Raw genomic sequence first — 24,088 nt, forward strand, 5'->3', positions numbered from 1 at the left:
ATTCAAAAACAATTTGCGATATAGATATTCTTATACCATGAGATAGTTATCTGGACCGTTCTCAACCATGCAAGATTAAATCAGTGAAACATAATCATATTTGATAACGAGAAATGCATTTTTAAATGCCTTACTCAGAATTATAGCAAATACAGATTAATCGCAATTTTTCCCAGCAAAATTACAAAATCATGGTGTATTGACATCATCAATAACCAATGAAATTATGCAATTATATACGGATAGGGAGGTTCTTAACATGGGGCTTTGTAGTCGTTATAAAAGTCTTACATGCAATAGTTGCTCAATGCATTGCCAAATAATGCCAGAAGAGTCACCGCGTTTGCAGTATTGCGCAAACTCGTGTTTTTGTATGTGGCCCGAAGAAAGTTCATATTTTAATCGTGGTGTGGTGGAAGGTATCTTAACAAAAAACCACAATGCGAGATTAAGCGGATATATTTTTGTCGATTTTTCAGTAAGTTTAGACTGGCCCCCTGAATCTCCAGACAACCAGTATCACTTAAATAAGTGATAGTCTTAATACTAGTTTTTAGACTAGTCATTGGAGAACAGATGATTGATGTCTTAGGGCCGGAGAAACGCAGACGGCGTACCACACAGGAAAAGATCGCAATTGTTCAGCAGAGCTTTGAACCGGGGATGACGGTCTCCCTCGTTGCCCGGCAACATGGTGTAGCAGCCAGCCAGTTATTTCTCTGGCGTAAGCAATACCAGGAAGGAAGTCTTACTGCTGTCGCCGCCGGAGAACAGGTTGTTCCTGCCTCTGAACTTGCTGCCGCCATGAAGCAGATTAAAGAACTCCAGCGCCTGCTCGGCAAGAAAACGATGGAAAATGAACTCCTCAAAGAAGCCGTTGAATATGGACGGGCAAAAAAGTGGATAGCGCACGCGCCCTTATTGCCCGGGGATGGGGAGTAAGCTTAGTCAGCCGTTGTCTCCGGGTGTCGCGTGCGCAGTTGCACGTCATTCTCAGACGAACCGATGACTGGATGGATGGCCGCCGCAGTCGTCACACTGATGATACGGATGTGCTTCTCCGTATACACCATGTTATCGGAGAGCTGCCCACGTATGGTTATCGTCGGGTATGGGCGCTGCTTCGCAGACAGGCAGAACTTGATGGTATGCCTGCGATCAATGCCAAACGTGTTTACCGGATCATGCGCCAGAATGCGCTGTTGCTTGAGCGAAAACCTGCTGTACCGCCATCGAAACGGGCACATACAGGCAGAGTGGCCGTGAAAGAAAGCAATCAGCGATGGTGCTCTGACGGGTTCGAGTTCTGCTGTGATAACGGAGAGAGACTGCGTGTCACGTTCGCGCTGGACTGCTGTGATCGTGAGGCACTGCACTGGGCGGTGACTACTGGCGGCTTCAACAGTGAAACAGTACAGGACGTCATGCTGGGAGCGGTGGAACGCCGCTTCGGCAACGATCTTCCGTCGTCTCCAGTGGAGTGGCTGACGGATAATGGTTCATGCTACCGGGCTAATGAAACACGCCAGTTCGCCCGGATGTTGGGACTTGAACCGAAGAACACGGCGGTGCGGAGTCCGGAGAGTAACGGAATAGCAGAGAGCTTCGTGAAAACGATAAAGCGTGACTACATCAGTATCATGCCCAAACCAGACGGGTTAACGGCAGCAAAGAACCTTGCAGAGGCGTTCGAGCATTATAACGAATGGCATCCGCATAGTGCGCTGGGTTATCGCTCGCCACGGGAATATCTGCGGCAGCGGGCTTGTAATGGGTTAAGTGATAACAGATGTCTGGAAATATAGGGGCAAATCCAAAGTTTTTTACGTCTATTCCTTGAAAAAGACTGGATTGACTATCTTGCAAGTACTGACATGGGGATTGTTTTAGTCAGCGACCGCAATATGCAATCGTTAGCTAACTACTGGCGAAAACACAACTCTGCAATATCTGCTGTCATATATAATGATGATGGTCTTGATGTTGCCAATGAAAAGATCAGACAACTATTTATTGGTCGTTATTTATCATTTACCAGAGGGAACACATTAACTCAGATGGAATTCACCATAATGGGGTATATGGTTTCTGGTTATAATCCATATCAGATTGCTGAAGTTCTGGATATGGATATCCGTAGCATCTACGCGTACAAGCAACGAATCGAAAAGAGAATGGGTGGTAAAATAAACGAGTTATTTATTCGTTCACATTCGGTCCAACATTGATACTCAACAATCTGCCAGAATCATACTCTGCTTATACGGGCATCTATTGAAATGCCCGTATTTTATAAATAAGCAGTAACCCCAAGAGTAAACAACATGGTATTTAAAACCATCACACGAAAAATTCAGAAGCATTACGAAATATGAATTTACAAACAATAGTGGCGTAAATGTTAATCATGTTAATTTACGTAAAGTTTTACGTTGCGACATTAAAGCCTCATTTCAATCATTATGATAAATATAAAATTAATATATATTTATGCCGTAAATACCAATATACTTAGCAAACTATGTGATTTCCATTTCGATTGATTTAGTGTCTATTGACGTATGTACTGGATTATTAACGATAATATCGAGTTCTGGCCTGAGCACCGAAAATTAATATCGGTACATAACGCCGATCTTAACGTCGTTCTGACAACGCCAGCCAGTCGTTGTTTATCACTTCTACTTGAAGCTTTTCCTGATGTGGTTGCACAACAAGATTTTTTCACCAGAGTCTGGGAAGAAGAAGGTATGCGTGTGCCAACTAACACGTTATATCAGAACATATCCATTATCAGACGCGGATTTCGCGCTGTTGGTGATACCACCCACTCGCTTATTGCAACCGTGCCGAGAAGAGGATTCAAGATTCATAATGACATTAACATACAAAATCATGCAATAAACTCTTCAACAGACGCACATACACACAATACCCCACCTGCCGTAAAAGGTAATGCGGGGTACAATGAGAGCATTGGTAGCGCAAACAATTTCAATAACAAAATCCTCAAACATATAAAAAGTTATCTAATTATGTTGAGCATATTTGCTATAGGCGTATATTCTGCACATTGGCTATGGAATAATAATCAACCGAAGCCATTCTTCAAGGATTACAAGACTGTTGCGGAAATTAATGGCTGCCATTTTAATGTGACAGAAGATACAATTGATGGGTTGAAAGAGTTCGATAAATATAAGACACGGATACTGGATTCGGGGATTAACTGTAAAAAATATCCGTGGTTATACTTCCCTCTTGCAAAATCCTCACCAAGGATGATTGTTATGGCATGCAATAAAAACTATAACCAACATGAAGTGGCAGGCTGTTTAACCCTGTCTTACCGTGAGGTTAATCGTGATTGATTATAAAAAAAACTTATTATTTATTTTAGTTTTCATCAGTGGGTTTATTCTCTTCATTGTTTACTCTTATACTGCAGAAAAAATGATATATAATGAAACATGCACTGCAAATTGGGTAATTTTTAATGACAAGGGGCGAGCAAATCTTACCATCGACTTTATGTATAACCAAAAAAATAAAACAGGAACTGTTGCGTTGAGCGGAACCTGGCAACAAGGCAACAGAGAAAGTAAATCAATACGGCGAAATATTGAATACACATGGATTGAAAACTATGACACAGCCCATTTAACATCAAAGAAAGTTAATAAATTTGAGATCATGGATCAAGTCGATGATGATAGACTTGCAGAACTTATTCCTGATTTTTATGTCTTTCCAGAAAAAAGTGTAAGCTATAATATACTAAAGCAAGGTAAGCATGCTTTTATTTTGAGTATTGGTAACAGAGCAATCATGCATTGTGCAAGGTAAACTTAAATAGATAACAAAAAGATGGAACCTCGTTAATCATAAAACAATAAAATTAAATATGCTTGTAGTATATGCCAGTATAAAGCATCAAAGTTTTGATCAACATCTTTCATTTTAGACATCACCTTGCAATGTAAAATATCATGTATCAACAACATCTGGTGCAAATCCATGAGTCGAACTCAACATTCATCTTAGCTCTATTATTATTCCTTCGTACAGTCGATGTAAACAATACAGAAAGAGGATTATTAAGAACCAGTTTACTTAGTGAATCAATAGAGGAAAGGACTAACGTTTCTTTAAAAGAATTGATTTCATCATCTGTTAAACTAAACTCATCATTGACAGATCGTGAGATATAACTGTTTTTAACTTTACTCTTTACGTTGACTTTACTGACAGAATTAACATTCACATATCTTGAATTTAGTGCCCATGATGTTGTTTGCGTGAGAACCTTCTCAGCATTAAGGAATTTTTTTAACGGAATCCTTGGTTTCTTTTTCGAGTCCGAATTTACAATATCATGCATATAGACCATTTCATGAATCTGCGAAAACTCAATGTCCATTATATACCTCACATTTTTACCGTGACTCGATGTTACTGTTCAATAATCACCTTCCATCAATACTAAATTTAATACCCCTAATGTGCCGATAACAAATATAGTCATTCTACGTAACGTCTCCATAAGGTGATAACCTTGATCAAATGAATTTCAAAAATAATAAAAGGAAATCTTTTGAGATGTTTGTCACGAATAAAGCTATTTATGTTACCAATATCATTTCGAGTGTGCACACTATCTATCTGTTTTTTCAGGATATAAAAAACAACATGTAAGTTATGTAAATTGCCGATGCTACTAAGTAACATTATGGTAAAAAAAGTAAAAATGAGCGATTTTTGATAGAATAAAGCATTAGAAAAGGTGATATTTGACATTATCAGAAGCTGCGAATTCGGATTTTGCTCTAATCAAATGAGAGAAATGTAAAATGAAGCCACGAAATATTAATAATAGCCTACCACTGCAACCATTAGTTCCTGATCAGGAGAACAAAAATAAGAAAAACGAAGAGAAATTCGTGAATCCAGTTAAAATTACGATGAGGTCTGGTTTAAATTATATTGAACAAGAATCTCTTGGAGGAAAATATCTAACACATGATTTGTCAATAAAGATAGCGGATATTTCTGAAGAAATAATTCAGCAAGCAATATTATCTGCTATGAGCATATATAAATTTCCGATAACAGATGATTTAATGAGTATGGCTACAAATGAACTCATAAAACTGGCCAAAATAGAGAATAATTTAGACCTGAATAAATTCTCTACTATATGCACCGACGTACTATCCCCCCTCGTCATCAGACATAATAAAGAAAAAAAACCAGACGACTTACTACCCTTCGCAAAAATCCCCTTTTTAATTTTCATCGAAAAAATGGAAATTGATAATATGAATCAAGGTCATGCATATTAAGGCATTTATGAAATATCGTAAATAAGATAACTAATAAGGTGAATATTAGAAAACAACTAATGACATTATTGGTTTATAGTGGTCAGTATTTTTACTAATAATGAACCAATATACCCATAAGCAATGCAAGCTTAAAACTCATAATTCAAAAAAGATAAATACAAAAAAAATTAATGAGTCAATCAATAATAATTTAGCATCACGAAACACATCACAGAGGAATATTATGAGCACAGATACACTTGAAATATTCAATAACAGTGATGAATGGGCAAGTCAACTAAAACACGCATTATCGCAAGGAGAAAATCTGGCATTACTACATGGATTGACTCCTGATATCCTTGATAGAATATATGCATATGCATTCGACTACCATGAAAAAGGTAACATAACGGACGCAGAAATTTATTATAAATTTCTGTGCATTTATGCGTTCGAAAATCATGAATATCTAAAAGGTTTTGCATCAGTATGCCAGTCAAAAAAGAAATATCAACAAGCATATGACCTTTACAAACTAAGTTACAATTACTCCCCGTATGATGACTATTCAGTTATTTATCGTATGGGTCAATGTCAAATTGGGGCTAAAAATATCGATAACGCAATGCAATGTTTCTATCATATTATTAACAATTGTGAGGATGAAAGTGTTAAGAGCAAAGCGCAGGCATATATTGAACTCTTAACTGATAATTCAGAAGATAATGGCTAAGCATTACAATCATTTGGTTAAAATTGCTGGTTATAGTGCAGTTAACCACTATGACCAGCTTCTCTTATGTTTTCTTAAATCAACATCTTAAAACAGTTAAGAACACACTATAAATTATTATTTTTCAACGCGTTAGAGAACAATCTATTTTATCAAAATTGAATAAGGCTATTTCAGATTACATCACTGAATTCCTAAGATAAATTAGTGAACACAACCATAGATATGTCGAATGTAAACTCCTATAGCATTAATGACACATAAATATGAATAGCCACTATTTCTATTGCTTATGCAGGATGCAAGAAACCAATTTTTTCATAGAGGTTAACTAATGGACTTAGAAAATAAATTCTCATATCATTTTCTTGAGGGATTAACGCTCACGGAAGATGGAATTCTTACTCAAGGAAATGAGCAAATTTATATTCCACCGAAAGAGTTAGGAGTATTGATCGTATTACTTGAATCCGCTGGTCATGTTGTCCTGAAAGATATGATCATCGAATCAGTATGGAAAAATATTATTGTAAGTGACGAGTCCCTGACAAGATGTATCTATTCTTTGCGCTGCATTTTTGAAAAAATTGGCTATGATCGTTGCATAGAAACAATCTACCGGAAAGGTTATCGTTTCAGTGGACAGGTTTTCAAAACTAGAATAAATGAAGATAACACTTCAGACTATGCCATAGCTATATTTCCTTTCACCACTTCATTGAATACCCTGGATCCATTAATACTTAATCAGGAATTAGTGCAAAACATTTCAAATAAAAAAATCGAGGGCCTTTATACCTATCCGATGGCTGCGACAAATTTTTGTAATGATCACATATCGCAAAATTCATTTTTGAGAAGATTCAAGCCAGATTATTTCGTTACAGGAAGAATAAACCAGAATAACGCAGTGAAAACTTTATATATTGAACTGATCGACGCTAAAAATCTTTTCCTCATCGCCAGTAATCATCTTCCTGTTGATGAACTACATAACACATCACAATTTATTATAGATAATATCCTTCAAACGGTACATAATCCAGAGCGTTCTGTAAGATTAGCTAAACCGGATCAAGGTTACAAGAATCATTATTTATCAGATGAACTGTTGGCTGGTAAGAAAGAACTTTACGAGTTTACTCCTGAAAGCATTTACAGGGCTATGACTATATTTGATGGATTACAAAATAAAAGTGATATACAGACGCTAAAAACAGAATGTTATTGTCTGCTAGCGGAATGCCATATGTCTTTGGCACTTCATGGAAAATATGAACTTGAACTTGCTGCTCAAAAAGCATTAGAGCTTTTACATTATGTATCAGACATAACCAATGTCGATGGAAAAATTTTAGCTATTATGGGACTGATAACTGGCCTGTCTGGACAAGCAAAAGTATCTCATATCTTATTTGAACAGGCTAAGATAAACACAACTGATATAGCCTCTCTCTACTACTATAGAGCACTTGTCAACTTTCATAATGAAAGAATTGAAGAGGCAAGGATTTGTATAGACAAATCACTACAACTCGAACCCAGAAGACGAAAAGCAGTCGTGATAAAAGAGTGTGTAGATATGTATGTGCCTAACCCGCTCAAAAGCAACATGAAACGCTACTATAAAGAAACTTCGAGTGAAAGCCATCGAGTTATAATTGACAACATTTTGAAACTAAAGCAACTGACGAGAATTTGTATGCGATAAATCTTTATTGTCGCAATTTTATTGTTTAGATGTATGCAGCTAGTTATTTAAACAGCAGAGATGAAAATATCTAAGATATTTACCTTATTGCAATATATATCAAATACTCTAGATTAAAAAGTATTGTGTATAGGCTATTGGCCTGGACAAATAAAAAGGGAACTTTATGACTAATCCAATCAATATGAATAATTTTTCTCAAAGTTTAAATATAGCAACTGCAACGGGTGAAGAAGTAGTTTCATTAGATAAACACATCACCACCAGTGCTACTGATACAGATCAAATACAAGCATTTATAGTTTCAACATGGATGGCATCTTTTCAAAATGATATGTATTCGAAAGATAATCCTATCTCTCCTTACTATGAACTGGAATGGTAGACAATTGACCACTTAAATGTTTAACGAGATACTGATTATATTAGTATCTCGTTCCTTTCCTTCAATCCTACACATAAAAATATATGCGCTTACCCAAAGTTAAAATCTTATCCATCTTCATGTTTTCTGTATTAATTACAAAAATGTCTTTCGCCAGTAGCGCTTGCTTTAATGAAGCAGGATCAATTTTCAGAATCGAACCAAATTTGATCAAAGCTATCGCTCTTGTTGAAAGTAATTTAAAAAATGATAGCATCGGCAAGAACAGGGATAAGAAAAACAATATAAATAGTTTTGATTATGGTTTAATGCAGATAAACCAGATGCACATTCCCATGTTAAAAAAACGTGGAATAATAAAAGATGAACGAGATTTGTTAGATAACCCCTGTCTGAACATTAAAATAGGGACCGAGATTTTATATAATCATTTTTCACGTTGTGGGGTAACGTGGCAATGTCTGGGGACTTATAACGCGGGTTTTGCAATGGAAAACCAAAAAAAGAGGCTGCAATATGCAAAAAAAATATATGTTGTATATACCAGACTTAATGAAATAGACAAGCGTAAGGCTTTAGCAAAATGAGCCTAAAGCCTCTTTTTTTATATAGTGCAAACACCCATACGTAAAGCTGTTTTGATCAACTCGATACCACTGTGAACATCTAATTTCTTCATGATATTGAGTCTATGAGTTTCGACTGTTTTCCTGCTTAACTGCAAGAAATTAGCGATTTCTTTGTTTGTTTTTCCATCAGCTATGAGTTGTAGTATTTCAGACTCACGATTTGTTAGTTGATTATCAGAGGAATATCTTGAAGATATTTTTTCACAATCCATATGTACACTATCAAAATAAGTGTAACCATTACTAATCGAATCAATAGCGCGATTTAGTTTCGCCGGGTGACTGGTTTTCCATACGCATCCTTTCGCACCGGCTTCAAGCAATTTTATTGAATCAATATACGGCATTTTTGCTACAAATGTAATAATATGAGCATCTATTTTATGCGATTTAACCCATTTTATGAGTTCGGACCCCATCATTCCACCTGCAAATTCTCCTAAAATAAATATTTGGGCTGCAGATTTGTTACACTCCGCTATAGCTTTCTTCAGATCTTTATAGCCCCCAACAACCTCATATAAATCGGGATAATGTCCGAGAAATCCAATTATCCCATCAATCATAAACGGCTGCTGATCTGAAACTACAATTTTAATCTTTCCCATATATTCATCCTGAGTGTAAATGCTATAACGCATTCATTTATAATCATCCCTTCCATTATTATTATAAGCAAAATCCAAAGAATACATTGATGAAATAATAATGAAATATAATTAAAAATAAAATTTTTGTGTAAGCAAAATAAGACCAGTGTTGAAAAATTATTAGGCGTTTAAAATATTAGAATTAGATTATATTCAAGTCATTAAACCGGAGACAGTGATCTATAAGTCCTCTGGGTTCGTCAAATCAGAATTATTCATAGCCAAAGAATCTATTTCACACATTCTTTCAACTAAATAATGTCTGGCATGTTCACAGATTTCATTGACCTTATCAGGGGAAAAACAGTGATTGCTAATTAAATATTGCTCACAATTATCCACAAATTCCTGCGGACTAAATTCAGCAATAAATTGATCTGTAAAAAAAATAAAACGTTTGTCATCATGATATGAAATATGGACATTCCATATTGACTTGTCGACAAAATATGACTCTACTTCAATAGACTTATCTTTGAAACTGTTAGGTATATAGAGATTTAAAGGGCCTGATATTGACGGTAATTTTGTTACCCAACTTTCAAAAATTTTGATAAATACTTCAACTTCCTCTGAAGATTTTAACAATATGCTCTTCAGATCGTTTATCATGTTTATTCTGTTTTTTTCTAATTCTGAGCTCAGCAAACTTATCAAGGGTATAAAATTATCCATCACATCAATAATGCCTTTCGCATAGCCATCATAATAACCTTGAATAACTTTTTCTTCTCTCTTTTCCTCAATACTCTGAATTTTTGCGGTGGTTTCAAGAAGGATCTGTTCTTTTAGAGAGACTATTTCTTTCAATCCATCAGAAATTATTCTTTTAATCACAACACCATTTGCAGGAGAGTTTATCAAGCTCATCTCTATTTTTTTTCGCATAAAATGTAATTCTCTCCAAAAGAGTAGACGCAAGTGGTAACGGAAATTGTATGTGGTCAACAAAATCAGGAAATAATAAATTAAATCGTTGCTGCATTGCCAACGGTTGTTGCCTTACATAGGGCAACAACGTTGAAAAACCACATGTGATGATATTCTGATAGTTAACGATGCCAGGTTTATATCGTGCCTTTTCATTTATTTCCATCGGTATCGCTGATAAATAATTCCTTAGCACATCAGGAACCTTGTAAAAAAATCCCCGTTCTGCAAACCTTTCTCGATAAAAGTGACAACCACTGAGTAAACAGATCAATGGAAATAATTTCCAATTGTTTATGTAGTAAATAAGTGAACTATTCAGACTGAAATGCTCAACTGAAAGATTGTACTGTAGGAGTATCATTTCATTGGTAATAGATCTAAGTACCGGATTGCTAATACGTGCATTATTCAAACTTACTCGTTGAGGATGAATATAACTAATTGGATCATATATAATCTTTCTTAGGGCAAGATTCATAACGTTCTCATATGTCTACTTATTTTTTAACCTGATTAAATTAGTTAGAATAGCCCTGTACTTCCATAACAGCCAGCAAGTCGCAATGGACATTAATGCAAGTAAGATAGAAACCGGCATAGTCTTATCATAAGCAAAAACAGGTTCGTTAATTTCATATGTTGGTGCTTGTTCAATAATATCTCTTCGTTTTGACAATACGACTGAAATATTATCATATTGTACGCTTGCAAAGCTATTAACAATAAATCTCTTAATGTCATTTATTTTTATTTCTGGATTGATATCTTTTTCATATACAGCGAGTACAGAAATATGAATTGGTAAAGCAGTTTTGCCACTATCACCTGTATCAACATCGTAACTAACATGTACTCTTGAAGAAACAATGCCATCCATAATTTTGAGAGATTGCTCTAAACGCTGTTCAATAGCAGAATACAATCTTGCTTTTTCCGCTCGTGGAGAGGAAACGAGTGCATCTGCAGGGAACATCTGCGATATTTGAATATCAGGCTTACCCGGGAGATTGTAGATTTTTAGCCAATCCACCGCAGAAGCAAAATCCGTTGGTTCTACATAGATTGAAAATCCAGTTTTGCCTTGATCCTTCTTCTCAGCATTAATATTATGTCTTTGTAAAACAGCAAGGACATCATTAGCTTGCTGTTGATCAAGATGGTTCAGTAATTCCTGCTGCTTGCAACCGCACAACAGCAGGATAAACAAGAATAATGATATATATTTCATGAGCGAGTCAACGTCTCAACTGCAGCGACAATTTTTCTTGCTAATGTTCCCACCAATGAAACCTCGACATTATAATTAAGCACATGATCCTGCAAGACTAATAATTTTTCAGGAGTTAACCCCTTTTTATCAGACCTTAATGCTTGTAACGCATTTTGCTGCCAATTTTCAGTTTGTACCGCATAGTTAGCAAAAGCGGAGATCATTTTATCATCCGGGTTATCAAGATTGAGAACCCGGTCATTTAAATCAATAACTTTCGCTTGCTGTATTTCATGAGCAGTTGATTGCTCAGCTCTATCAATAGGTGGCATATTGCTTACTGACATAATAAAATCCTTATCCAGTTTAGCGGAAGTTTTGTATGATTGCCGAATCAAGATCTTTATACGCTTTTACAACGTTAGATTGCGCATTTCGATATAATGTATACTCAGCTAATGCACTCTGATATTCGGCAAGGAATTTCGGGTCGGAAGGATTGGTTGCTAAATCCTCCAACGCCTTTTCAACTTGTTGGTTAAGATCATCAACGCCCTGATCAAATTGTTTGCTAATATCCATAATATAACCATTCCAATCTGCCATAAGTCCTCCTCAATTATTCCTGAAATGTCCACTTGCTACCTTGAGACTTCTCGAATCGGTTATCTCCGTAGCTAAATGAACTATTGTTTGTGTCCTGATTTTTCAAATTCACATTAAATCTTACATATTGTTTACCCCATTGTTTATAATATTCGTCAACATAATTATTAATTTTATTTAATTCACTGTCGCTTAACGTACCAATGATATTGAAATATACATTGTTAGCTGTTTTATATTTTTCATAAGAAAGACCTATTGCCGACAATGTTTCAATTGCCTGACTTTCCAATACATTATCATCTAATACCGCAATACTTATATTGCTGGCATATGGCATAGTTTGCAGTAATCCTTTAATAAGATTATCGATTAGTTGCTGTGTGATAGCATTCCGTTGCTTACTCACTGTCAGTCTTGGATTACTGGCATCTAATAGCTGTAGTTTAAAATATTGTAGATCTGGGAAATTATCAGCAAGCCATGAAAAAATTCGTATCGATTCATCATCAGGATTTATCACCCGTACTGGCTTTCCTGGTTGATTTTTTTCCAGTGCTTGTTTGACCCAGACAGCTTCATCCAAACTATTGGTATTGATATAGATGACATGATCCCTACCATATAAAATTTCATAATTTCTATTTTTGTTTACAAGAATTTTATCGATATGTCTCAGCTGCGGATCATTACTGGCATTAACAATATAAAAAGCTATAAAAATGATAGCAAAAAGAAAAAATAGCGTTACATATTTAAACAGCGTACTACTTAAGAAATGTTGTCTTGTTGAAGTAATGTTATTTTCAACAATACCTGGTATTGAATACTGCCAAACTTCATTTTTTCCTTTTACAGCAAATTTGAGGCCTAAAACTTCTATTTGCTGATTCAATGTTAACGTTCTATCTTCAGGTTCTTGTGCTGTTAATTCTCTGATTGTTACAACCAGATCAGGGTCGGTAGTGATTATTACCTCAAAACTGCCTGTAAGCTCTCCATAAGGAATGACTATCGTATTCTCTGGTAACTCAGAAAAAGAATCACTTCTTCCTAACGAAACATCATTACCAACGATAACGAGTACACGCCCATTAAGTATTTCATACTCGCATCCATTCAATGGTCCGCTCAATAAACGAATGGCATAAGATTCCAATAAGTCTTGTGATAAGAATTTATCATTATTTCCCATGAATACCACCCGCTAATTCCATAAGCTCTAGTTTAGAGTAGTGTAACAAGACGGAAATTTCATGACCAAATTATGATGACACACAATAAAAAGATTATAATTTTCGAGAACCATTTTAAATGCCTACATACATAACTTTATTTGCAATTTAAGGTATTCACCCTATTCCCTCATTGATATGCAAATATAACAATTACCATTATTTTAAATTTTACACGTAATATTTACCCTAAATGATTTTAGAGTGCAGGTTGGCATATGCAAGTCTTTTCCAGTGATGTCTACTTCACTGTAGGCACTAATGCATTATTAGCATCCCAAAAGGAATATTACAGCGATTTGGTTGCGTTGGTTGATCTTGGACATTCGTTCGTTGTTATTGATGAGCACCAACATCGAAATCTCAAACCAAATACAGAACCTGTAAACACCCTTTTGAGCAACAATTTCATCAGGATCAATAAGAATATTACATTATCTGATTTAACGCATTTCCTGGTTTCGAATCTTCATACACAAAATGTGTATTCCACTCAAGAACCACTTACCCATGATGAGATAGATATCCTGCGGTTATGTGTTTCTTATTCGTTAAAACAAATAGCCATTATCAAAGGAATTGATTATAAAACAGTATCATATCACAAAATAAGAGCCCTAAATAAACTTAACATAAAAGGTACTGTTGAGTTGTTTATAGCACTCTGTGAATGGGATAAACATTATTTTAAACTCCAATCTTGCATAAGAGAAAGTTGATATGTCATTAGTAAGATATAATAGTAAAATCATAATAACTGTCGCACTGATATCGTTGCTCTCTGCATGCACCAGAGAAAATTCATTAAAGGATACTCAGAATAAAAAAAGTGGCGAATCTCAAGCGATAGTAGATGCAAGACAGTTCTTTAGCGAACACCCGGAATATATATCATCAGCAGAACTAGAGCAGAAACTATATCGCGAATTTGCACAGGTTACGACTGTTCCAGCTTATAAAGAGATGAGTATGTATCAATTGCTTGTCATTTCGCAAGATCGTTTAACACATTAAATAAGAATCTACACGCTTTATGCGTGTAGATTCTTAAAAATTTCCGACTATGATAGATGTTTAATTTTTTTAATTATTGTCTTTATTCTCACTTTTTGTGTTTTCACCTTCTTTGCATTTATCTTCTGAGGGGAGCAGTTCATCTGGAATAGGTTGTCCAGCATTCTCCACATCTTCAAGCCACAGCAGAAGACGCAAGATCTCATCTATATTTTCGAAGCTAACATAATCGTAGCGACGATGGGTAGCATAAATTTTTCGTGCTAATTTTTTATCTGTAATAATTGGTATTCCGATTTCTTTTGCATATTTCCTTACGGCTAATGCGACCTCATTAGTTTCTCTTACAGAAATCAATGGTATAGGTGACAGATGTGGCTTAAAGTATATCCCTATGGCAATGTGCGTAGGGTTGGCAATCATCAGACGGCTATTACTGACATCAGATTTCAATTGCTCTGACAGAATTTCTTGATGGCGTTCTCTGCGTTTAGACTTAATTTCTGGATTTCCTTCTTGTTCCTTGTATTCTCTTTTAACTTCTTGTTTATCCATTTTCATATCTTTCATAAATAAAAAATACTCAGCGATAAAATCAAATATTAGAACAATTATCATACTGCCGAGACAATATAGTATGAGAAGGAATAGCATCTCTCCCCAATCTGATAATAAAGATATGATATCTCCATCAAGAGTTTTAAAAAGCAGTGATTTATGGTTACTCCAAAATACTTTGATCGCCAATGCAAAAAAAATAATATAAAGTATTGCTTTGACAAATTCTTTTACGGTTTTTAAGCCAAATATACGTTTTAAGCCATTTACTGGATTTAATGAATCAAACTTAAACTTAATAGCTTCAGTTGCTAATTGCATTTTACTTTGAAACCATGAGACAAGTATTGTTGTAAACATGCAAACCAGCAAAAAAGGAATGATCGTTTTCAACCAACCTATCCCCATAGCTTTAAAATAGTCCCAAATATCCGGTTTAGCGTTATGATCAAGGATGTATTCAAGAATCGACATAATATGATGCACATCAAATACATATCCGAGATATAAAGTGCCCACAAGCATTATTACAGAGACTGTTAAGTCTCTACTTTTTAGAATTTGCCCTTTTTTAGAAGCATCCTGGAGTTTCTTTTGTGTTGGCTTTTCAGTTTTATTTGCCATGAAACACTCTATTTATCAATGTATAATTGCAATTGTTCTGGGAAAAAGGATAACGGCATAACTCGTTCAGCCAGTATTGGGCCAAAATAAATAATTAATATTAAAAATGCCAGCGCACTTTTGACAGTCAGTGAGATGGCAAAAGCATTTAGTTGTGAAGCATAGCGTGCCAGCAATCCCAGGACAGCTTCACCGCCCAGCATAACCGCAATCACGGGGCTTGCGTAAACGATAGTATGAGTCATTATATTATTAATATATGAGAATAAAGGCTCTAATTTAGGAAAATTAAAATTTCCTGAAGGCCATAAGTTATAACTTTGCCATAGAGTCTCCAGAATAAAGTTCAATCCACCGTTAGTAAGATAAACTGCTGCAGAGAAAAGGTTAAATAATCTTGCTAATTCCGATGTATCGACACCTGTAGCCGGATCCAAAGTACTACTTAACGTTGCACCACGTTGGTTATCGATAAAGCTGCCTATAGCAAGGAAAATCCAAAATGGGGATGCTAATAAGCAAGCAATAAACAACCCTATGATAATTTCTCTGGCAGCAAACAAAGCGATATCTATTTCATTTAGGGTAGATAATTCATAGTGGTAATGCTGAACTAATGCACATGATATCACTATTATTATTGGATGGCGGACTACTGTTGGTATATTCCCACTGGCGAAAAATGGTAACAAATAGAAAGTTGGTGCCAATCGGCAAAAACCGAGCGCTGTAGCAGCCAGCAGACTATGCAACTGATAGAGTATCGCCTCCCCCATGCTATCCTCTCGCGAATGCTAAATTAAGCATTTCGATACCAAACGAATATAATTTTTCACCATACCATCCGCTCATTAAAAAAAAGCAAATACTTACGCACAATAATTTGACGCCAAATGGCAAAGTCTGTTCTTGCAACTGTGTTACCGTTTGAAAAAGCCCTACCAATAAACCAACAAATGTCGCAACTGCAATAGGTCCTGCAGACATAACTAAAATCAGATACAGCGCCCTATTCCCCGCAAAAACAATGTCGTCCATATTTTTTCCTCAGGGATTAATGGATAGGTCAAAATATTGTAAAATGAGTCCTTTCGATAACATTGTCCAACCGTCCATCGCGACAAACAGAATTAATTTTATCGGTGTAGATATGGTTACCGGACTCATCATCATCATACCTAACGTTAACAGAACGCTGGATATAACCAGATCAACTACAACAAAGGGTAAATAGATATAGAAACCTATAATAAATGCACTTTTTATCTCACTCAACGCATATGCCGGGAGTAACGAGAAAATTGAAATATTCTCATCATCGATTATCTCTTCATTGTCTTCAGAACTATTCACCTTCTGAATCTTTTCAAAAAAGCTAACCAACTCCGGTTCAGAATATTTTATCAAATATGATTTATAACCACTCATGCCTGTCTCAACAAAATTAACAACCGACGCTACATTATTGAATGAAAGATTCTCATTCTGACTGTTATTATATATTTCCTTCCCAACCGGCATCATTACGAACATTGACAATAGCAAAGCTACCCCATTAAGTGTCATATTTGATGGCACTTGCTGAAGTCCCAGTGCGTTTCGGACAATAACAAAAACAATCGAGAATTTAATAAAACATGTTCCGGATGCTATTATAAACGGCAATAGTGTAAATAATGATAATATCGCTATCAGCGAAATACTATTTGACATTATTATTCCCTGATAACCAAGAATGAATTTCTACGCCCAATTTATCATCCACTTCAACAAGTTCGCCATAGCCAGTTAGCGCGCCATTTACACGTATCTCTATATTTTTCTCAGCTTCAGGAAGCAAAGATATAATTCTTTTTGCACAGAGATCGTCTATTTCATATAGATTCATTATTTTCTTTCCAAGAACAAACTCAATTTTTACAGGCAAGTCTTCAAAACTATTAATCTGCTGATAGTCATTTTCATCATTAATCTCGATTTCGCTTTTTTTGATATCAAAGTCATCTGTTTCAAAATCTTCCTCGTACTCAAAATGATCAGCCATTTTTAACTCCTCTGGATAAATCAGATCACAAATCTTTGTATTATAAATAACCGCATAAGCAAAATTATCTGAAATTAATAAAACATCACCAACTTCAATATCAACAATGGTTCTGTAACATGTTTTACTAAATCCAATTACAAAATGAATGGGCCAATATAATGTTTTTTTGTCTAGCGTTAGAGCGTTTTCGTATTGGCAGACCGTGACTTTATCTAACCAAACATTTAATTCCCCTGTCCATATTCTTATTAGTGGTTGAGCTGGACTCAATACTCCATCAAATACTTTACCTACACACAAACGATTATATTTTAGTTCAGGATACTTTAGATTTAATGGGGAACTGGATAAACTGAGCCATTCCACTATTAACCTTTCCGTTTCTGGCATTAAAGCCATCCCAGCGAGCTCGGCAGAAATTAAGGGAAATATTTCTCGAAGTAACACCCATCCAGACCAGCTGCCGCTCTCTTCTGCTATCGGTAGCCATTTGGCGCTAAATTCGGGCATTAATAACGCAACATCTTCACCATTTTCTTTCCAGTTTTGAAAAGTGGTTTCAAAGGAATGAGTGTTTCCATTTACTTTTCTCAGACCGAACATTAACTTTCGTCCTTCTGATCGTTTTCGAATTTACCTTCATTTTCTTGCTCATCATGGGGCTGATGTCGTTGTCCTTGTCGTTCATCTTGCTCAGTCAATACCCAACGTTGTGCTGTAACATCATTGTGTTGGGCTTCATGGAGTCTGTCGGAGACAAGTGCGTCAGATGGTTTTAGTCGTATCCCTTCACTACTTTCCAGAATCCGGACTGTATGATTTTGTCCCCAACGCTGAAACTGATATGTCAATTCATTTTCTGGTACATTGGCACTATTAACAGAATTATTTATATCATTCTGATTGAGCGTATTAACATTCCTTTGTTTTTCGATATGTTGAGTAAACATGGTTCTGTTATCAGCAAACCTTCTTTCGTTAGTAATGTCTAATAAATGGGCCTGCGGTCCATTTATTTTGTCTCCATCGCGGTATTTTTTTTCACGATCTTTATTATTACTGTTTTTTTGATCTGTGATGAACTCTGTATGGCTACCATTATGGATTTTTTCCTTAATTTTTATCGTGTTATCAGATAGTTCAGAACTAATACCCTGACCTCGAGAAGTCATATTGAGAATTTTCTTTGTAGAAAATTGCTCTGTTCCATTTGTTTGCAAAGAAAGAGATGGATTCCTGTCAACCTGGAGAGACGATTTGTTGTCAATAGACTTCATTTGCCCATTCTTTTTCCCCAACGTAGAAAATTGGCTATCCTGAGTCTGACGTAATAACTGGAGAATGGTTCCAGCGACAATCTCACTCATTTCTTTATTTTTTTTGTTTTTCTTTAAGAAACGGTCTAAATCCGAAGCAGAATTATCGGGTGTGTCTGTGTTTAAAATTTTACCGTATTCAATTTTCTTGACTTCGTCCATTATATTTTTCCTCCTGTTCAAGCTCGTCTTGATAAAGCATCTGATTTAAAAGTTGTTTTTTGATGCGCTTCTTTAGTCGATCGTACTTTTCTCCTTTTAGCCACCAGTGTTTTCTTTGTGCTTGCTGCTGAACCATTTCCTTATTAAGTACTTTTCGCCGCTCTGCTATTTTTTGCTTTTCAAGATTTATCTCAGCGATCTGCTGCTGAATGACTGCAACTTTACGTAACGAGTAAAATATATCCTGGCGAAATACAACTTCACCGAGTAACTCCTTCATATCTAACAGTGACTGCAGGTTTTTAAGTTGCATATCATACAGGCGTTCCTGTTCGGCTAACTTTTCTTTTTCTGCGTTTAACCTTTGTAATGATGCTTCACATGCAGCCAGGCTCTGCGCTGTTCTTCGGATAAGTCGATTAACTTTACTTAACAATTCGGTCAAGCTCTTTTAGCGTTTCACTCATTGGCATTTTTTCATTAACTGATTGTTTCAACCAATTTGTGAGTTTAGGCCGGGCATTCATAGCAAAATCATTTTCAGCATTTTGCCCAGCGCGATATTCCCCTAAGTCAATAAACACCTGTAGATCTTCCAAAGTTGTGAGGATTTTTCTTACCCGTGCAGCATTATCTCTGTGTTTTTCATCAGTGACCTGACCAAATACTCGACTCACACTTTTTAGAACATCTATTGCCGGATAATGACCTTGCCCAGCGAGTTTGCGACTTAGATAGATATGGCCATCAAGGATTGAGCGAATTTCATCACCCAGGGGGTCTGATTCGTCTTCCCCTTCCAGTAACACGGTATAAAACGCGGTGATACTTCCTTTTAGTGTTGGTCCCGGCCTCTCCAGTAAGCGAGGCAAACTGTCAAAAACAGAAGCAGGATAACCACGTCTGGCAGGTGGTTCACCCGCTGCCAGTTTCATATCACGTAGTGCTCGTGCATAGCGCGTCATTGAGTCGATAAAAAGTACAACTCTCTTTCCTCGATCTCTAAAATACTCTGCCACGGTTGTCGCCATCAGGGCGGCATTACACCGATCTACTGACGAAAAATCAGAGGTGGCATAAACCAATACGCATTTTGCCGCATTTACTGATTGTTTCAGCGATTCCGCGCATTCCGTAACTTCCCTACCACGTTCGCCAATCAAGCCAATAACAAACACATCAGCTTCAGTATTGTTTACGAGCATATGCATTAAAACCGTTTTGCCACAGCCAGCCGATGCGAAAATCCCAACACGTTGACCAATGCCACATGTCAGTACGCCATCAATGACTCTTATGCGTGTCTCTAGTGGTGTATTAATAACTCGACGTTCCTGATACGACGGTGGCAGTTCATCAATCAGGCGTAAATTTCCTCTATCGCCTTGAGTGTCCGGGACAAACCTTTCCATAATTTGACCAGAGGCATTCAAAACCGAACCAAGAAAGGCATCACTGATCTGTATGGTTAACTGCTCTCCCGTTGGTTTCAAAACTGCAGTACGTGTAAGCCCCACAGAGCTGCCTATAAGGTTTAATAATGTCTTTCCATTGCGAAAGCCAACGACCTGAGCCCTGGCTATACGTTCATTTGCTTGCCAGTTCGCATAAATTTCGCATACTTCACCCACTGAAACGTCGTCAAGTTCTGCTTCAATCAGAGAGCCGTTTATGCTATGTAAGTAGCTGTATTTATTTAATAATTTTAATTTTTTCATACCGGCATGCTCCATATCGCAAGACATTATCCTAAATAGTTTTCAGAATATTAACGGGAACATTTTCCGTTAGTTCCCCGTACGAAAGTACTTCGAGGTCTCGATAACTAGATTCAATAAGTTTTTTGATAAAACGACGAATGTCCACAGATCCCAGTAAAATAATGTCTTTAATTGGAATATTGATTCCAGAAAGTGCCAGTTTAAAATTATCCAGAATCATCTCAGCTTCGGATGCATCGAGATTAAGAAAAGTACCGCCAGCGGTAGGCCTGACACCATCTCTGATTCTGTCCTCTATTTCAGGCGAAATCACAATTGCTTTAATTTCTCCAGAATATGAAAACTTATGGCAAATGTAGCGACCTAATGCACCTCGTACATGCTCAACGAGTGTAATTATATCTTTCTCTCGTGGGCTCCATAATGCTAAAGCCTCCATAACTAAACGCATATTGCGCACTGAAATTCGCTCCTGGATCAGACGCTGAATTACCTCTGAAATGCGCTGCACGGTTATATATCTTAATATTTCTTTTAATAGATCAGGATACTTCATCTCTAATTGATCAAGAATATATTTGGTTTCTTGTATACCAAAATACTCATTAATATTATGAGCCAGACATACAGATAAATGATTGTACATTTCATCCATGGCCGTGCGAGTATAACAGCCAATTTTTGTTAATTTTTGGGCATCACTTTTTGTAACCCAATAATATTGTTCACCATTACTATTTACGATGACAGGTTTCTTGATCAAAGTCGAAACCACTTCATCTGAATATTCAACCAACAAGACAAGATCATGATAAATTTTAAATTGCGAGGCTCTGACTTCATTTAGCATTAATATGACATCTTCATCATTAAGGCCTTCCCCCTCGCGAATGACAATACCGGGAATACGGATACCATACTCAATAAAAAACTGACTACGAATCCTATCAGCAAGATTGATTTCAGTGTATTTTTTAGCCTGTACACTATTCATAATCAAAACCAAGGGTACCGTTTCAGTAATAACCTGATCAAGTTTATTAATAATACCTAATGAAATATCATCATCCTGATTATAGGGTTCCAACCCAACGGTGATGTCTCCCTCAACAACCGTTTCTTCAACCCCTTTCTTTTTGAATTTAAAGTAAAAATAAATTCCTAAGATTACTGCCAAACATAAAAACACAAGAAGGGGAAAACCTGGAAGCAACCCAATACTTAGCGCGAGGACACATGTCACAATAATGACAAAAGAATTACTTAATAACTGGGACATTATATTTTGCCCAATATTATCACTATCGCCATTCACGCGCGTTACGATAAACCCTGCGCTAATAGCAATTAATAAAGCTGGAATTTGAGAAACAAGACCATCACCGACGGTAAGAATTGTGTAGACGGTCAACGCTGTCGAGAAATCCATTCCATTTTGGCCTACTCCTACTGATAGCCCACCGATAATATTAACAAAGATAATAATGATGTTTGCAATAGCATCACCTTTGATAAATTTCATCGCACCATCAAAGGAACCATACAGCTGACTCTCTCGCTCTAATACGCTACGACGTTCTTTTGCTAAATCTGCATCAATGATCCCGGCGCGTAGATCGGCGTCAATACTCATTTGTTTACCTGGCATACCGTCAAGCGAAAAACGGGCAGCAACTTCAGCCACACGTTCCGAACCTTTAGTAATCACGATAAACTGAACAATAGTAACAATGGAGAAAATAACAAAACCAACTACCAGGCTATCTCCAATAACGAATTCACCAAAACTCGTTATAATTTCTCCGGCGTCCGCCTCAAGAAGTATAAGTCGACTGGTACTGATCGCCAGCGCCAAACGAAATAACGTTGTGATGAGGAGAATTGATGGGAATGAAGAAAAACTTAAGATCCTATCAACATAGAATGATCCTAAAAACACAAGTATTGCCAATGTTAAGTTCAGCCCAATCAAAAAATCGATTAAGTAAGTGGGCAATGGAATTATGAGCATGGCGATAATCATCACCATTAATCCAAGAATTATTAATTCTGGATGACTCCTTAACCCTATCAAAACTTTGTTAAACATTGAACATTACCTTCTTCCATGGTTTTTTATTTTGTTTTTTATTACTGTTTTGTGTATCAAAGAGCTCTACTGCAAATGTTACTTTTATTGCCTGTTTACAACACTCCCTAATCTCTAATAATTGTTCATTATTAATAAAAAGTGAAAATGGAAGATTTGTACATCCGCTGTAAATCGCCTTCAGGAGTAACGTTTTGTCTTTATAATTAGCATCTGCGGGTAGGGTTACCAGTGCATTTTTCAGGAGTTCCTCTGCAGTCTCAGGAAATTTTATTAACGATATCAGAAAAAATATCCAGTAATCTTCTGCGCTAATAAATTTTTTAATTATTGGGTTATTCATTAAAGTTTTCAGAAATAAAGCCTCTGCCGACTGAAGAGACAATAGTTGTGACAACTTATTGAGAAACATACCAAATTCCAATGATGAACAACTCGCATCAAGTGCATTTATATCTGAGAAAAGCGTCTCTTTGATAAATTTTGTCACTAGCATTCTATTTTGATAGCCATAACTACCAATCCATTCTACATAAGTATCTACAGCATCGTCTTCTGCCATTAAAAATTGTCGATAACTTGCCCTTAGTAATTTTGGATTTAATGACAACGCCTGGCCAAATAACTTTGCTTTTAATGCCGAGTTAATGCCACTATTAATGAATTTTTTAGTAGTCTCTTGATTAACTTTTCTAAGTAATGCTTCAGCGTTCAGCCGCACATTTTCAGATATTTGTTTTTTACGTAAAATTGCACGTAATACAACCACCAGATCGCTTTCATCTGGAAATAATTTTTTAGCAAAGCTATACACTTCATAGTCATGGGTAGTTGCTGCCTTAAGCGCCTCCATGACTTTATCGGTTTTTTCTATTGGCTGATCTTCCAGGACATATTCTTCTCCGTCCAGAAAGTTGGCCAGTTGTTCTTCGTAGATTTTTTTCTTCATAAACTGCGTTAACGCTGCTGACATCTCGTCAGTAGCTTGTAAGAATCGAGCTTCTTTACCGGCGGGATCATCTCCCATTTTAGGCATTTCAGCTTCAATATCTTCATTATCTTCTGTGATAATGTCCTCTAAGCGAGAAACTTCTCTGGCTCTTTCTAATACACCGACATGCTCTACATGAATCGCCAT

General features: G+C 36.3%; 28 protein-coding genes and 4 pseudogenes. 12 read left to right on the forward strand and 20 right to left on the reverse strand.

Going from position 1 to position 24,088, the window contains the following annotated elements:
• Window positions 1-259: 259 nt before the first annotated feature.
• The 5 genes and pseudogenes from QUE34_RS17310 to QUE34_RS17330 all read left to right on the forward strand — a co-directional run.
• Window positions 260-484: pseudogene (locus QUE34_RS17310) on the forward strand (helix-turn-helix transcriptional regulator); the annotation flags it as partial.
• A gap of 92 nt (window positions 485-576) precedes the next feature.
• A protein-coding gene (locus tag QUE34_RS17315) for an IS3-like element IS2 family transposase (RefSeq protein ID WP_088895425.1) occupies window positions 577-1,805 on the forward strand; the annotation gives its coding sequence in 2 pieces (ribosomal slippage) (window positions 577-892 and window positions 892-1,805; 1,230 coding nt in all).
• 12 nt (window positions 1,806-1,817) lie between these two features.
• Window positions 1,818-2,228 (forward strand): annotated as a pseudogene (locus QUE34_RS17320) (helix-turn-helix transcriptional regulator); the annotation flags it as partial.
• A 333-nt stretch (window positions 2,229-2,561) separates the two neighbouring features.
• Window positions 2,562-3,371, forward strand: a complete 810-nt coding sequence (locus tag QUE34_RS17325) for a winged helix-turn-helix domain-containing protein (RefSeq protein ID WP_103253743.1) — start codon at window positions 2,562-2,564, stop codon at window positions 3,369-3,371.
• On the forward strand, window positions 3,364-3,846 hold the full coding sequence (locus QUE34_RS17330) for a YqeJ family protein (RefSeq protein ID WP_000568331.1): 483 nt from the start codon (window positions 3,364-3,366) through the stop codon (window positions 3,844-3,846). Before QUE34_RS17325 ends, QUE34_RS17330 begins: the two co-directional genes overlap by 8 nt.
• A gap of 32 nt (window positions 3,847-3,878) precedes the next feature.
• Here the strand turns inward: QUE34_RS17330 and QUE34_RS17335 are convergent, their stop codons facing one another.
• Window positions 3,879-3,959, reverse strand: coding sequence for a hypothetical protein (locus tag QUE34_RS17335; RefSeq protein WP_072132081.1), 81 nt, complete (start codon window positions 3,957-3,959; stop codon window positions 3,879-3,881).
• Window positions 3,960-3,994: 35 nt separating this feature from the next.
• On the reverse strand, window positions 3,995-4,420 hold the full coding sequence (yqeK, locus tag QUE34_RS17340) for a protein YqeK (RefSeq protein ID WP_000350603.1): 426 nt from the start codon (window positions 4,418-4,420) through the stop codon (window positions 3,995-3,997).
• Between the two features lie 430 nt (window positions 4,421-4,850).
• On the opposite strand from yqeK, the gene QUE34_RS17345 reads away from it, so the two are divergent.
• From QUE34_RS17345 to QUE34_RS17365, 5 genes are all read left to right on the forward strand, one after another.
• The gene (locus QUE34_RS17345) at window positions 4,851-5,342 is read left to right on the forward strand and encodes a hypothetical protein (protein ID WP_039020558.1); all 492 of its coding nucleotides are present in this window, start codon (window positions 4,851-4,853) and stop codon (window positions 5,340-5,342) included.
• Between the two features lie 226 nt (window positions 5,343-5,568).
• Window positions 5,569-6,060 (forward strand): tetratricopeptide repeat protein, encoded by a 492-nt coding sequence (locus tag QUE34_RS17350; RefSeq protein WP_000102383.1) that lies wholly within the window; start codon window positions 5,569-5,571, stop codon window positions 6,058-6,060.
• 334 nt (window positions 6,061-6,394) lie between these two features.
• Window positions 6,395-7,771 (forward strand): HilA family transcriptional regulator YgeH, encoded by a 1,377-nt coding sequence (gene ygeH, locus QUE34_RS17355; protein WP_103253741.1) that lies wholly within the window; start codon window positions 6,395-6,397, stop codon window positions 7,769-7,771.
• Window positions 7,772-7,937: 166 nt separating this feature from the next.
• Window positions 7,938-8,156: a hypothetical protein gene (locus QUE34_RS17360; RefSeq protein WP_103253740.1), complete on the forward strand. Its 219-nt coding sequence runs from the start codon at window positions 7,938-7,940 to the stop codon at window positions 8,154-8,156.
• Window positions 8,157-8,239: 83 nt separating this feature from the next.
• Window positions 8,240-8,743 carry a lytic transglycosylase domain-containing protein gene (locus QUE34_RS17365; RefSeq protein ID WP_103253739.1) on the forward strand — a complete coding sequence of 168 codons (504 nt, stop codon included), beginning with the start codon at window positions 8,240-8,242 and terminating at the stop codon, window positions 8,741-8,743.
• Window positions 8,744-8,760: 17 nt separating this feature from the next.
• Here the strand turns inward: QUE34_RS17365 and QUE34_RS17370 are convergent, their stop codons facing one another.
• From QUE34_RS17370 to QUE34_RS17400, 7 genes are all read right to left on the reverse strand, one after another.
• The gene (locus QUE34_RS17370) at window positions 8,761-9,393 is read right to left on the reverse strand and encodes a LuxR C-terminal-related transcriptional regulator (RefSeq protein ID WP_000516283.1); all 633 of its coding nucleotides are present in this window, start codon (window positions 9,391-9,393) and stop codon (window positions 8,761-8,763) included.
• A gap of 222 nt (window positions 9,394-9,615) precedes the next feature.
• Window positions 9,616-10,323 carry a hypothetical protein gene (locus tag QUE34_RS17375; protein ID WP_123057310.1) on the reverse strand — a complete coding sequence of 236 codons (708 nt, stop codon included), beginning with the start codon at window positions 10,321-10,323 and terminating at the stop codon, window positions 9,616-9,618.
• Window positions 10,265-10,846, reverse strand: a complete 582-nt coding sequence (locus QUE34_RS17380) for a type III secretion apparatus protein OrgA/MxiK (RefSeq protein WP_286338865.1) — start codon at window positions 10,844-10,846, stop codon at window positions 10,265-10,267. The genes QUE34_RS17375 and QUE34_RS17380 overlap by 59 nt, the downstream gene beginning before the upstream one ends.
• Window positions 10,847-10,861: 15 nt before the next feature.
• Window positions 10,862-11,596 (reverse strand): EscJ/YscJ/HrcJ family type III secretion inner membrane ring protein, encoded by a 735-nt coding sequence (locus tag QUE34_RS17385; protein WP_103253738.1) that lies wholly within the window; start codon window positions 11,594-11,596, stop codon window positions 10,862-10,864.
• On the reverse strand, window positions 11,593-11,925 hold the full coding sequence (gene sctI / locus QUE34_RS17390) for a type III secretion system inner rod subunit SctI (protein ID WP_000116717.1): 333 nt from the start codon (window positions 11,923-11,925) through the stop codon (window positions 11,593-11,595). The genes QUE34_RS17385 and sctI overlap by 4 nt, the downstream gene beginning before the upstream one ends.
• A 19-nt stretch (window positions 11,926-11,944) precedes the next feature.
• Complete coding sequence (locus tag QUE34_RS17395; protein ID WP_000796272.1) at window positions 11,945-12,184, reverse strand: type III secretion system needle complex protein; 240 nt, start codon at window positions 12,182-12,184, stop codon at window positions 11,945-11,947.
• A 13-nt stretch (window positions 12,185-12,197) separates the two neighbouring features.
• Window positions 12,198-13,379, reverse strand: a complete 1,182-nt coding sequence (locus QUE34_RS17400; protein ID WP_123057632.1) for a PrgH/EprH family type III secretion apparatus protein — start codon at window positions 13,377-13,379, stop codon at window positions 12,198-12,200.
• A gap of 258 nt (window positions 13,380-13,637) precedes the next feature.
• Between QUE34_RS17400 and QUE34_RS17405 the strand changes: the two genes are divergently transcribed.
• Window positions 13,638-14,138: a helix-turn-helix transcriptional regulator gene (locus tag QUE34_RS17405; RefSeq protein ID WP_001195865.1), complete on the forward strand. Its 501-nt coding sequence runs from the start codon at window positions 13,638-13,640 to the stop codon at window positions 14,136-14,138.
• A gap of 1 nt (window position 14,139) precedes the next feature.
• On the forward strand, window positions 14,140-14,433 hold the full coding sequence (locus QUE34_RS17410; RefSeq protein WP_103253736.1) for an invasion protein: 294 nt from the start codon (window positions 14,140-14,142) through the stop codon (window positions 14,431-14,433).
• Window positions 14,434-14,502: 69 nt separating this feature from the next.
• Here the strand turns inward: QUE34_RS17410 and QUE34_RS17415 are convergent, their stop codons facing one another.
• The 11 genes and pseudogenes from QUE34_RS17415 to QUE34_RS17465 all read right to left on the reverse strand — a co-directional run bounded on the left by QUE34_RS17415 (window position 14,503) and on the right by QUE34_RS17465 (window position 24,088).
• The gene (locus QUE34_RS17415) at window positions 14,503-15,615 is read right to left on the reverse strand and encodes an EscU/YscU/HrcU family type III secretion system export apparatus switch protein (protein WP_103253735.1); all 1,113 of its coding nucleotides are present in this window, start codon (window positions 15,613-15,615) and stop codon (window positions 14,503-14,505) included.
• An 8-nt stretch (window positions 15,616-15,623) separates the two neighbouring features.
• Window positions 15,624-16,391, reverse strand: coding sequence for a type III secretion system export apparatus subunit SctT (sctT, locus tag QUE34_RS17420; RefSeq protein ID WP_103253734.1), 768 nt, complete (start codon window positions 16,389-16,391; stop codon window positions 15,624-15,626).
• Between the two features lies 1 nt (window position 16,392).
• Window positions 16,393-16,653: an EscS/YscS/HrcS family type III secretion system export apparatus protein gene (locus QUE34_RS17425; RefSeq protein WP_000341004.1), complete on the reverse strand. Its 261-nt coding sequence runs from the start codon at window positions 16,651-16,653 to the stop codon at window positions 16,393-16,395.
• A 9-nt stretch (window positions 16,654-16,662) separates the two neighbouring features.
• Window positions 16,663-17,328 carry an EscR/YscR/HrcR family type III secretion system export apparatus protein gene (locus QUE34_RS17430; RefSeq protein WP_000071537.1) on the reverse strand — a complete coding sequence of 222 codons (666 nt, stop codon included), beginning with the start codon at window positions 17,326-17,328 and terminating at the stop codon, window positions 16,663-16,665.
• Window positions 17,318-18,305 (reverse strand): annotated as a pseudogene (locus tag QUE34_RS17435) (YscQ/HrcQ family type III secretion apparatus protein). Before QUE34_RS17435 ends, QUE34_RS17430 begins: the two are co-directional and overlap by 11 nt.
• On the reverse strand, window positions 18,265-18,834 hold the full coding sequence (locus tag QUE34_RS28475) for a SpaN/EivJ family type III secretion system needle length determinant (protein ID WP_123059906.1): 570 nt from the start codon (window positions 18,832-18,834) through the stop codon (window positions 18,265-18,267). The pseudogene QUE34_RS17435 and the gene QUE34_RS28475 overlap by 41 nt, the downstream one beginning before the upstream one ends.
• 75 nt (window positions 18,835-18,909) lie before the next feature.
• A pseudogene (locus QUE34_RS17445) lies at window positions 18,910-19,140 on the reverse strand (type III secretion protein); the annotation flags it as partial.
• Window positions 19,118-19,576 carry a SpaM family type III secretion system protein gene (locus tag QUE34_RS17450; RefSeq protein WP_123059905.1) on the reverse strand — a complete coding sequence of 153 codons (459 nt, stop codon included), beginning with the start codon at window positions 19,574-19,576 and terminating at the stop codon, window positions 19,118-19,120. The gene QUE34_RS17450 and the pseudogene QUE34_RS17445, both read right to left, overlap by 23 nt.
• Window positions 19,566-20,858: a type III secretion system ATPase SctN gene (gene sctN, locus QUE34_RS17455; RefSeq protein WP_123059903.1), complete on the reverse strand. Its 1,293-nt coding sequence runs from the start codon at window positions 20,856-20,858 to the stop codon at window positions 19,566-19,568. Before sctN ends, QUE34_RS17450 begins: the two co-directional genes overlap by 11 nt.
• Before the next feature lie 31 nt (window positions 20,859-20,889).
• Window positions 20,890-22,950: an EscV/YscV/HrcV family type III secretion system export apparatus protein gene (locus QUE34_RS17460; RefSeq protein ID WP_105268694.1), complete on the reverse strand. Its 2,061-nt coding sequence runs from the start codon at window positions 22,948-22,950 to the stop codon at window positions 20,890-20,892.
• Window positions 22,943-24,088 (reverse strand): YopN/LcrE/InvE/MxiC type III secretion system gatekeeper, encoded by a 1,146-nt coding sequence (locus QUE34_RS17465; protein ID WP_023141999.1) that lies wholly within the window; start codon window positions 24,086-24,088, stop codon window positions 22,943-22,945. The genes QUE34_RS17460 and QUE34_RS17465 overlap by 8 nt, the downstream gene beginning before the upstream one ends.

This window comes from Escherichia sp. KS167_9B, assembly GCF_030295215.1.
In the GTDB taxonomy this organism is placed as follows: Bacteria; Pseudomonadota; Gammaproteobacteria; order Enterobacterales; family Enterobacteriaceae; genus Escherichia; species Escherichia coli_F.

Excerpts from the sequence above, each read along its gene's own strand:
- sctI (WP_000116717.1), bottom strand. The coding sequence starts at position 11,925 with ATGTCAGTAAGCAATATGCCACCTATTGATAGAGCTGAGCAATCAACT.
- QUE34_RS17425 (WP_000341004.1), bottom strand. The coding sequence starts at position 16,653 with ATGGACGACATTGTTTTTGCGGGGAATAGGGCGCTGTATCTGATTTTA.
- QUE34_RS17345 (WP_039020558.1), top strand. The coding sequence starts at position 4,851 with ATGAAGCCACGAAATATTAATAATAGCCTACCACTGCAACCATTAGTT.
- QUE34_RS17335 (WP_072132081.1), bottom strand. The coding sequence starts at position 3,959 with ATGAAAGATGTTGATCAAAACTTTGATGCTTTATACTGGCATATACTA.
- QUE34_RS17350 (WP_000102383.1), top strand. The coding sequence starts at position 5,569 with ATGAGCACAGATACACTTGAAATATTCAATAACAGTGATGAATGGGCA.
- QUE34_RS17405 (WP_001195865.1), top strand. The coding sequence starts at position 13,638 with ATGCAAGTCTTTTCCAGTGATGTCTACTTCACTGTAGGCACTAATGCA.
- QUE34_RS17370 (WP_000516283.1), bottom strand. The coding sequence starts at position 9,393 with ATGGGAAAGATTAAAATTGTAGTTTCAGATCAGCAGCCGTTTATGATT.
- QUE34_RS17365 (WP_103253739.1), top strand. The coding sequence starts at position 8,240 with ATGCGCTTACCCAAAGTTAAAATCTTATCCATCTTCATGTTTTCTGTA.
- QUE34_RS17385 (WP_103253738.1), bottom strand. The coding sequence starts at position 11,596 with ATGAAATATATATCATTATTCTTGTTTATCCTGCTGTTGTGCGGTTGC.
- sctT (WP_103253734.1), bottom strand. The coding sequence starts at position 16,391 with ATGGGGGAGGCGATACTCTATCAGTTGCATAGTCTGCTGGCTGCTACA.
- ygeH (WP_103253741.1), top strand. The coding sequence starts at position 6,395 with ATGGACTTAGAAAATAAATTCTCATATCATTTTCTTGAGGGATTAACG.
- QUE34_RS17360 (WP_103253740.1), top strand. The coding sequence starts at position 7,938 with ATGACTAATCCAATCAATATGAATAATTTTTCTCAAAGTTTAAATATA.
- QUE34_RS17395 (WP_000796272.1), bottom strand. The coding sequence starts at position 12,184 with ATGGCAGATTGGAATGGTTATATTATGGATATTAGCAAACAATTTGAT.
- QUE34_RS17325 (WP_103253743.1), top strand. The coding sequence starts at position 2,562 with ATGTACTGGATTATTAACGATAATATCGAGTTCTGGCCTGAGCACCGA.
- QUE34_RS17460 (WP_105268694.1), bottom strand. The coding sequence starts at position 22,950 with ATGTTTAACAAAGTTTTGATAGGGTTAAGGAGTCATCCAGAATTAATA.
- sctN (WP_123059903.1), bottom strand. The coding sequence starts at position 20,858 with ATGAAAAAATTAAAATTATTAAATAAATACAGCTACTTACATAGCATA.
- QUE34_RS17465 (WP_023141999.1), bottom strand. The coding sequence starts at position 24,088 with ATGGCGATTCATGTAGAGCATGTCGGTGTATTAGAAAGAGCCAGAGAA.
- QUE34_RS17375 (WP_123057310.1), bottom strand. The coding sequence starts at position 10,323 with ATGCGAAAAAAAATAGAGATGAGCTTGATAAACTCTCCTGCAAATGGT.
- QUE34_RS28475 (WP_123059906.1), bottom strand. The coding sequence starts at position 18,834 with ATGACTTCTCGAGGTCAGGGTATTAGTTCTGAACTATCTGATAACACG.
- QUE34_RS17415 (WP_103253735.1), bottom strand. The coding sequence starts at position 15,615 with ATGGCAAATAAAACTGAAAAGCCAACACAAAAGAAACTCCAGGATGCT.
- yqeK (WP_000350603.1), bottom strand. The coding sequence starts at position 4,420 with ATGGACATTGAGTTTTCGCAGATTCATGAAATGGTCTATATGCATGAT.
- QUE34_RS17410 (WP_103253736.1), top strand. The coding sequence starts at position 14,140 with ATGTCATTAGTAAGATATAATAGTAAAATCATAATAACTGTCGCACTG.
- QUE34_RS17380 (WP_286338865.1), bottom strand. The coding sequence starts at position 10,846 with ATGAATCTTGCCCTAAGAAAGATTATATATGATCCAATTAGTTATATT.
- QUE34_RS17400 (WP_123057632.1), bottom strand. The coding sequence starts at position 13,379 with ATGGGAAATAATGATAAATTCTTATCACAAGACTTATTGGAATCTTAT.
- QUE34_RS17430 (WP_000071537.1), bottom strand. The coding sequence starts at position 17,328 with ATGTCAAATAGTATTTCGCTGATAGCGATATTATCATTATTTACACTA.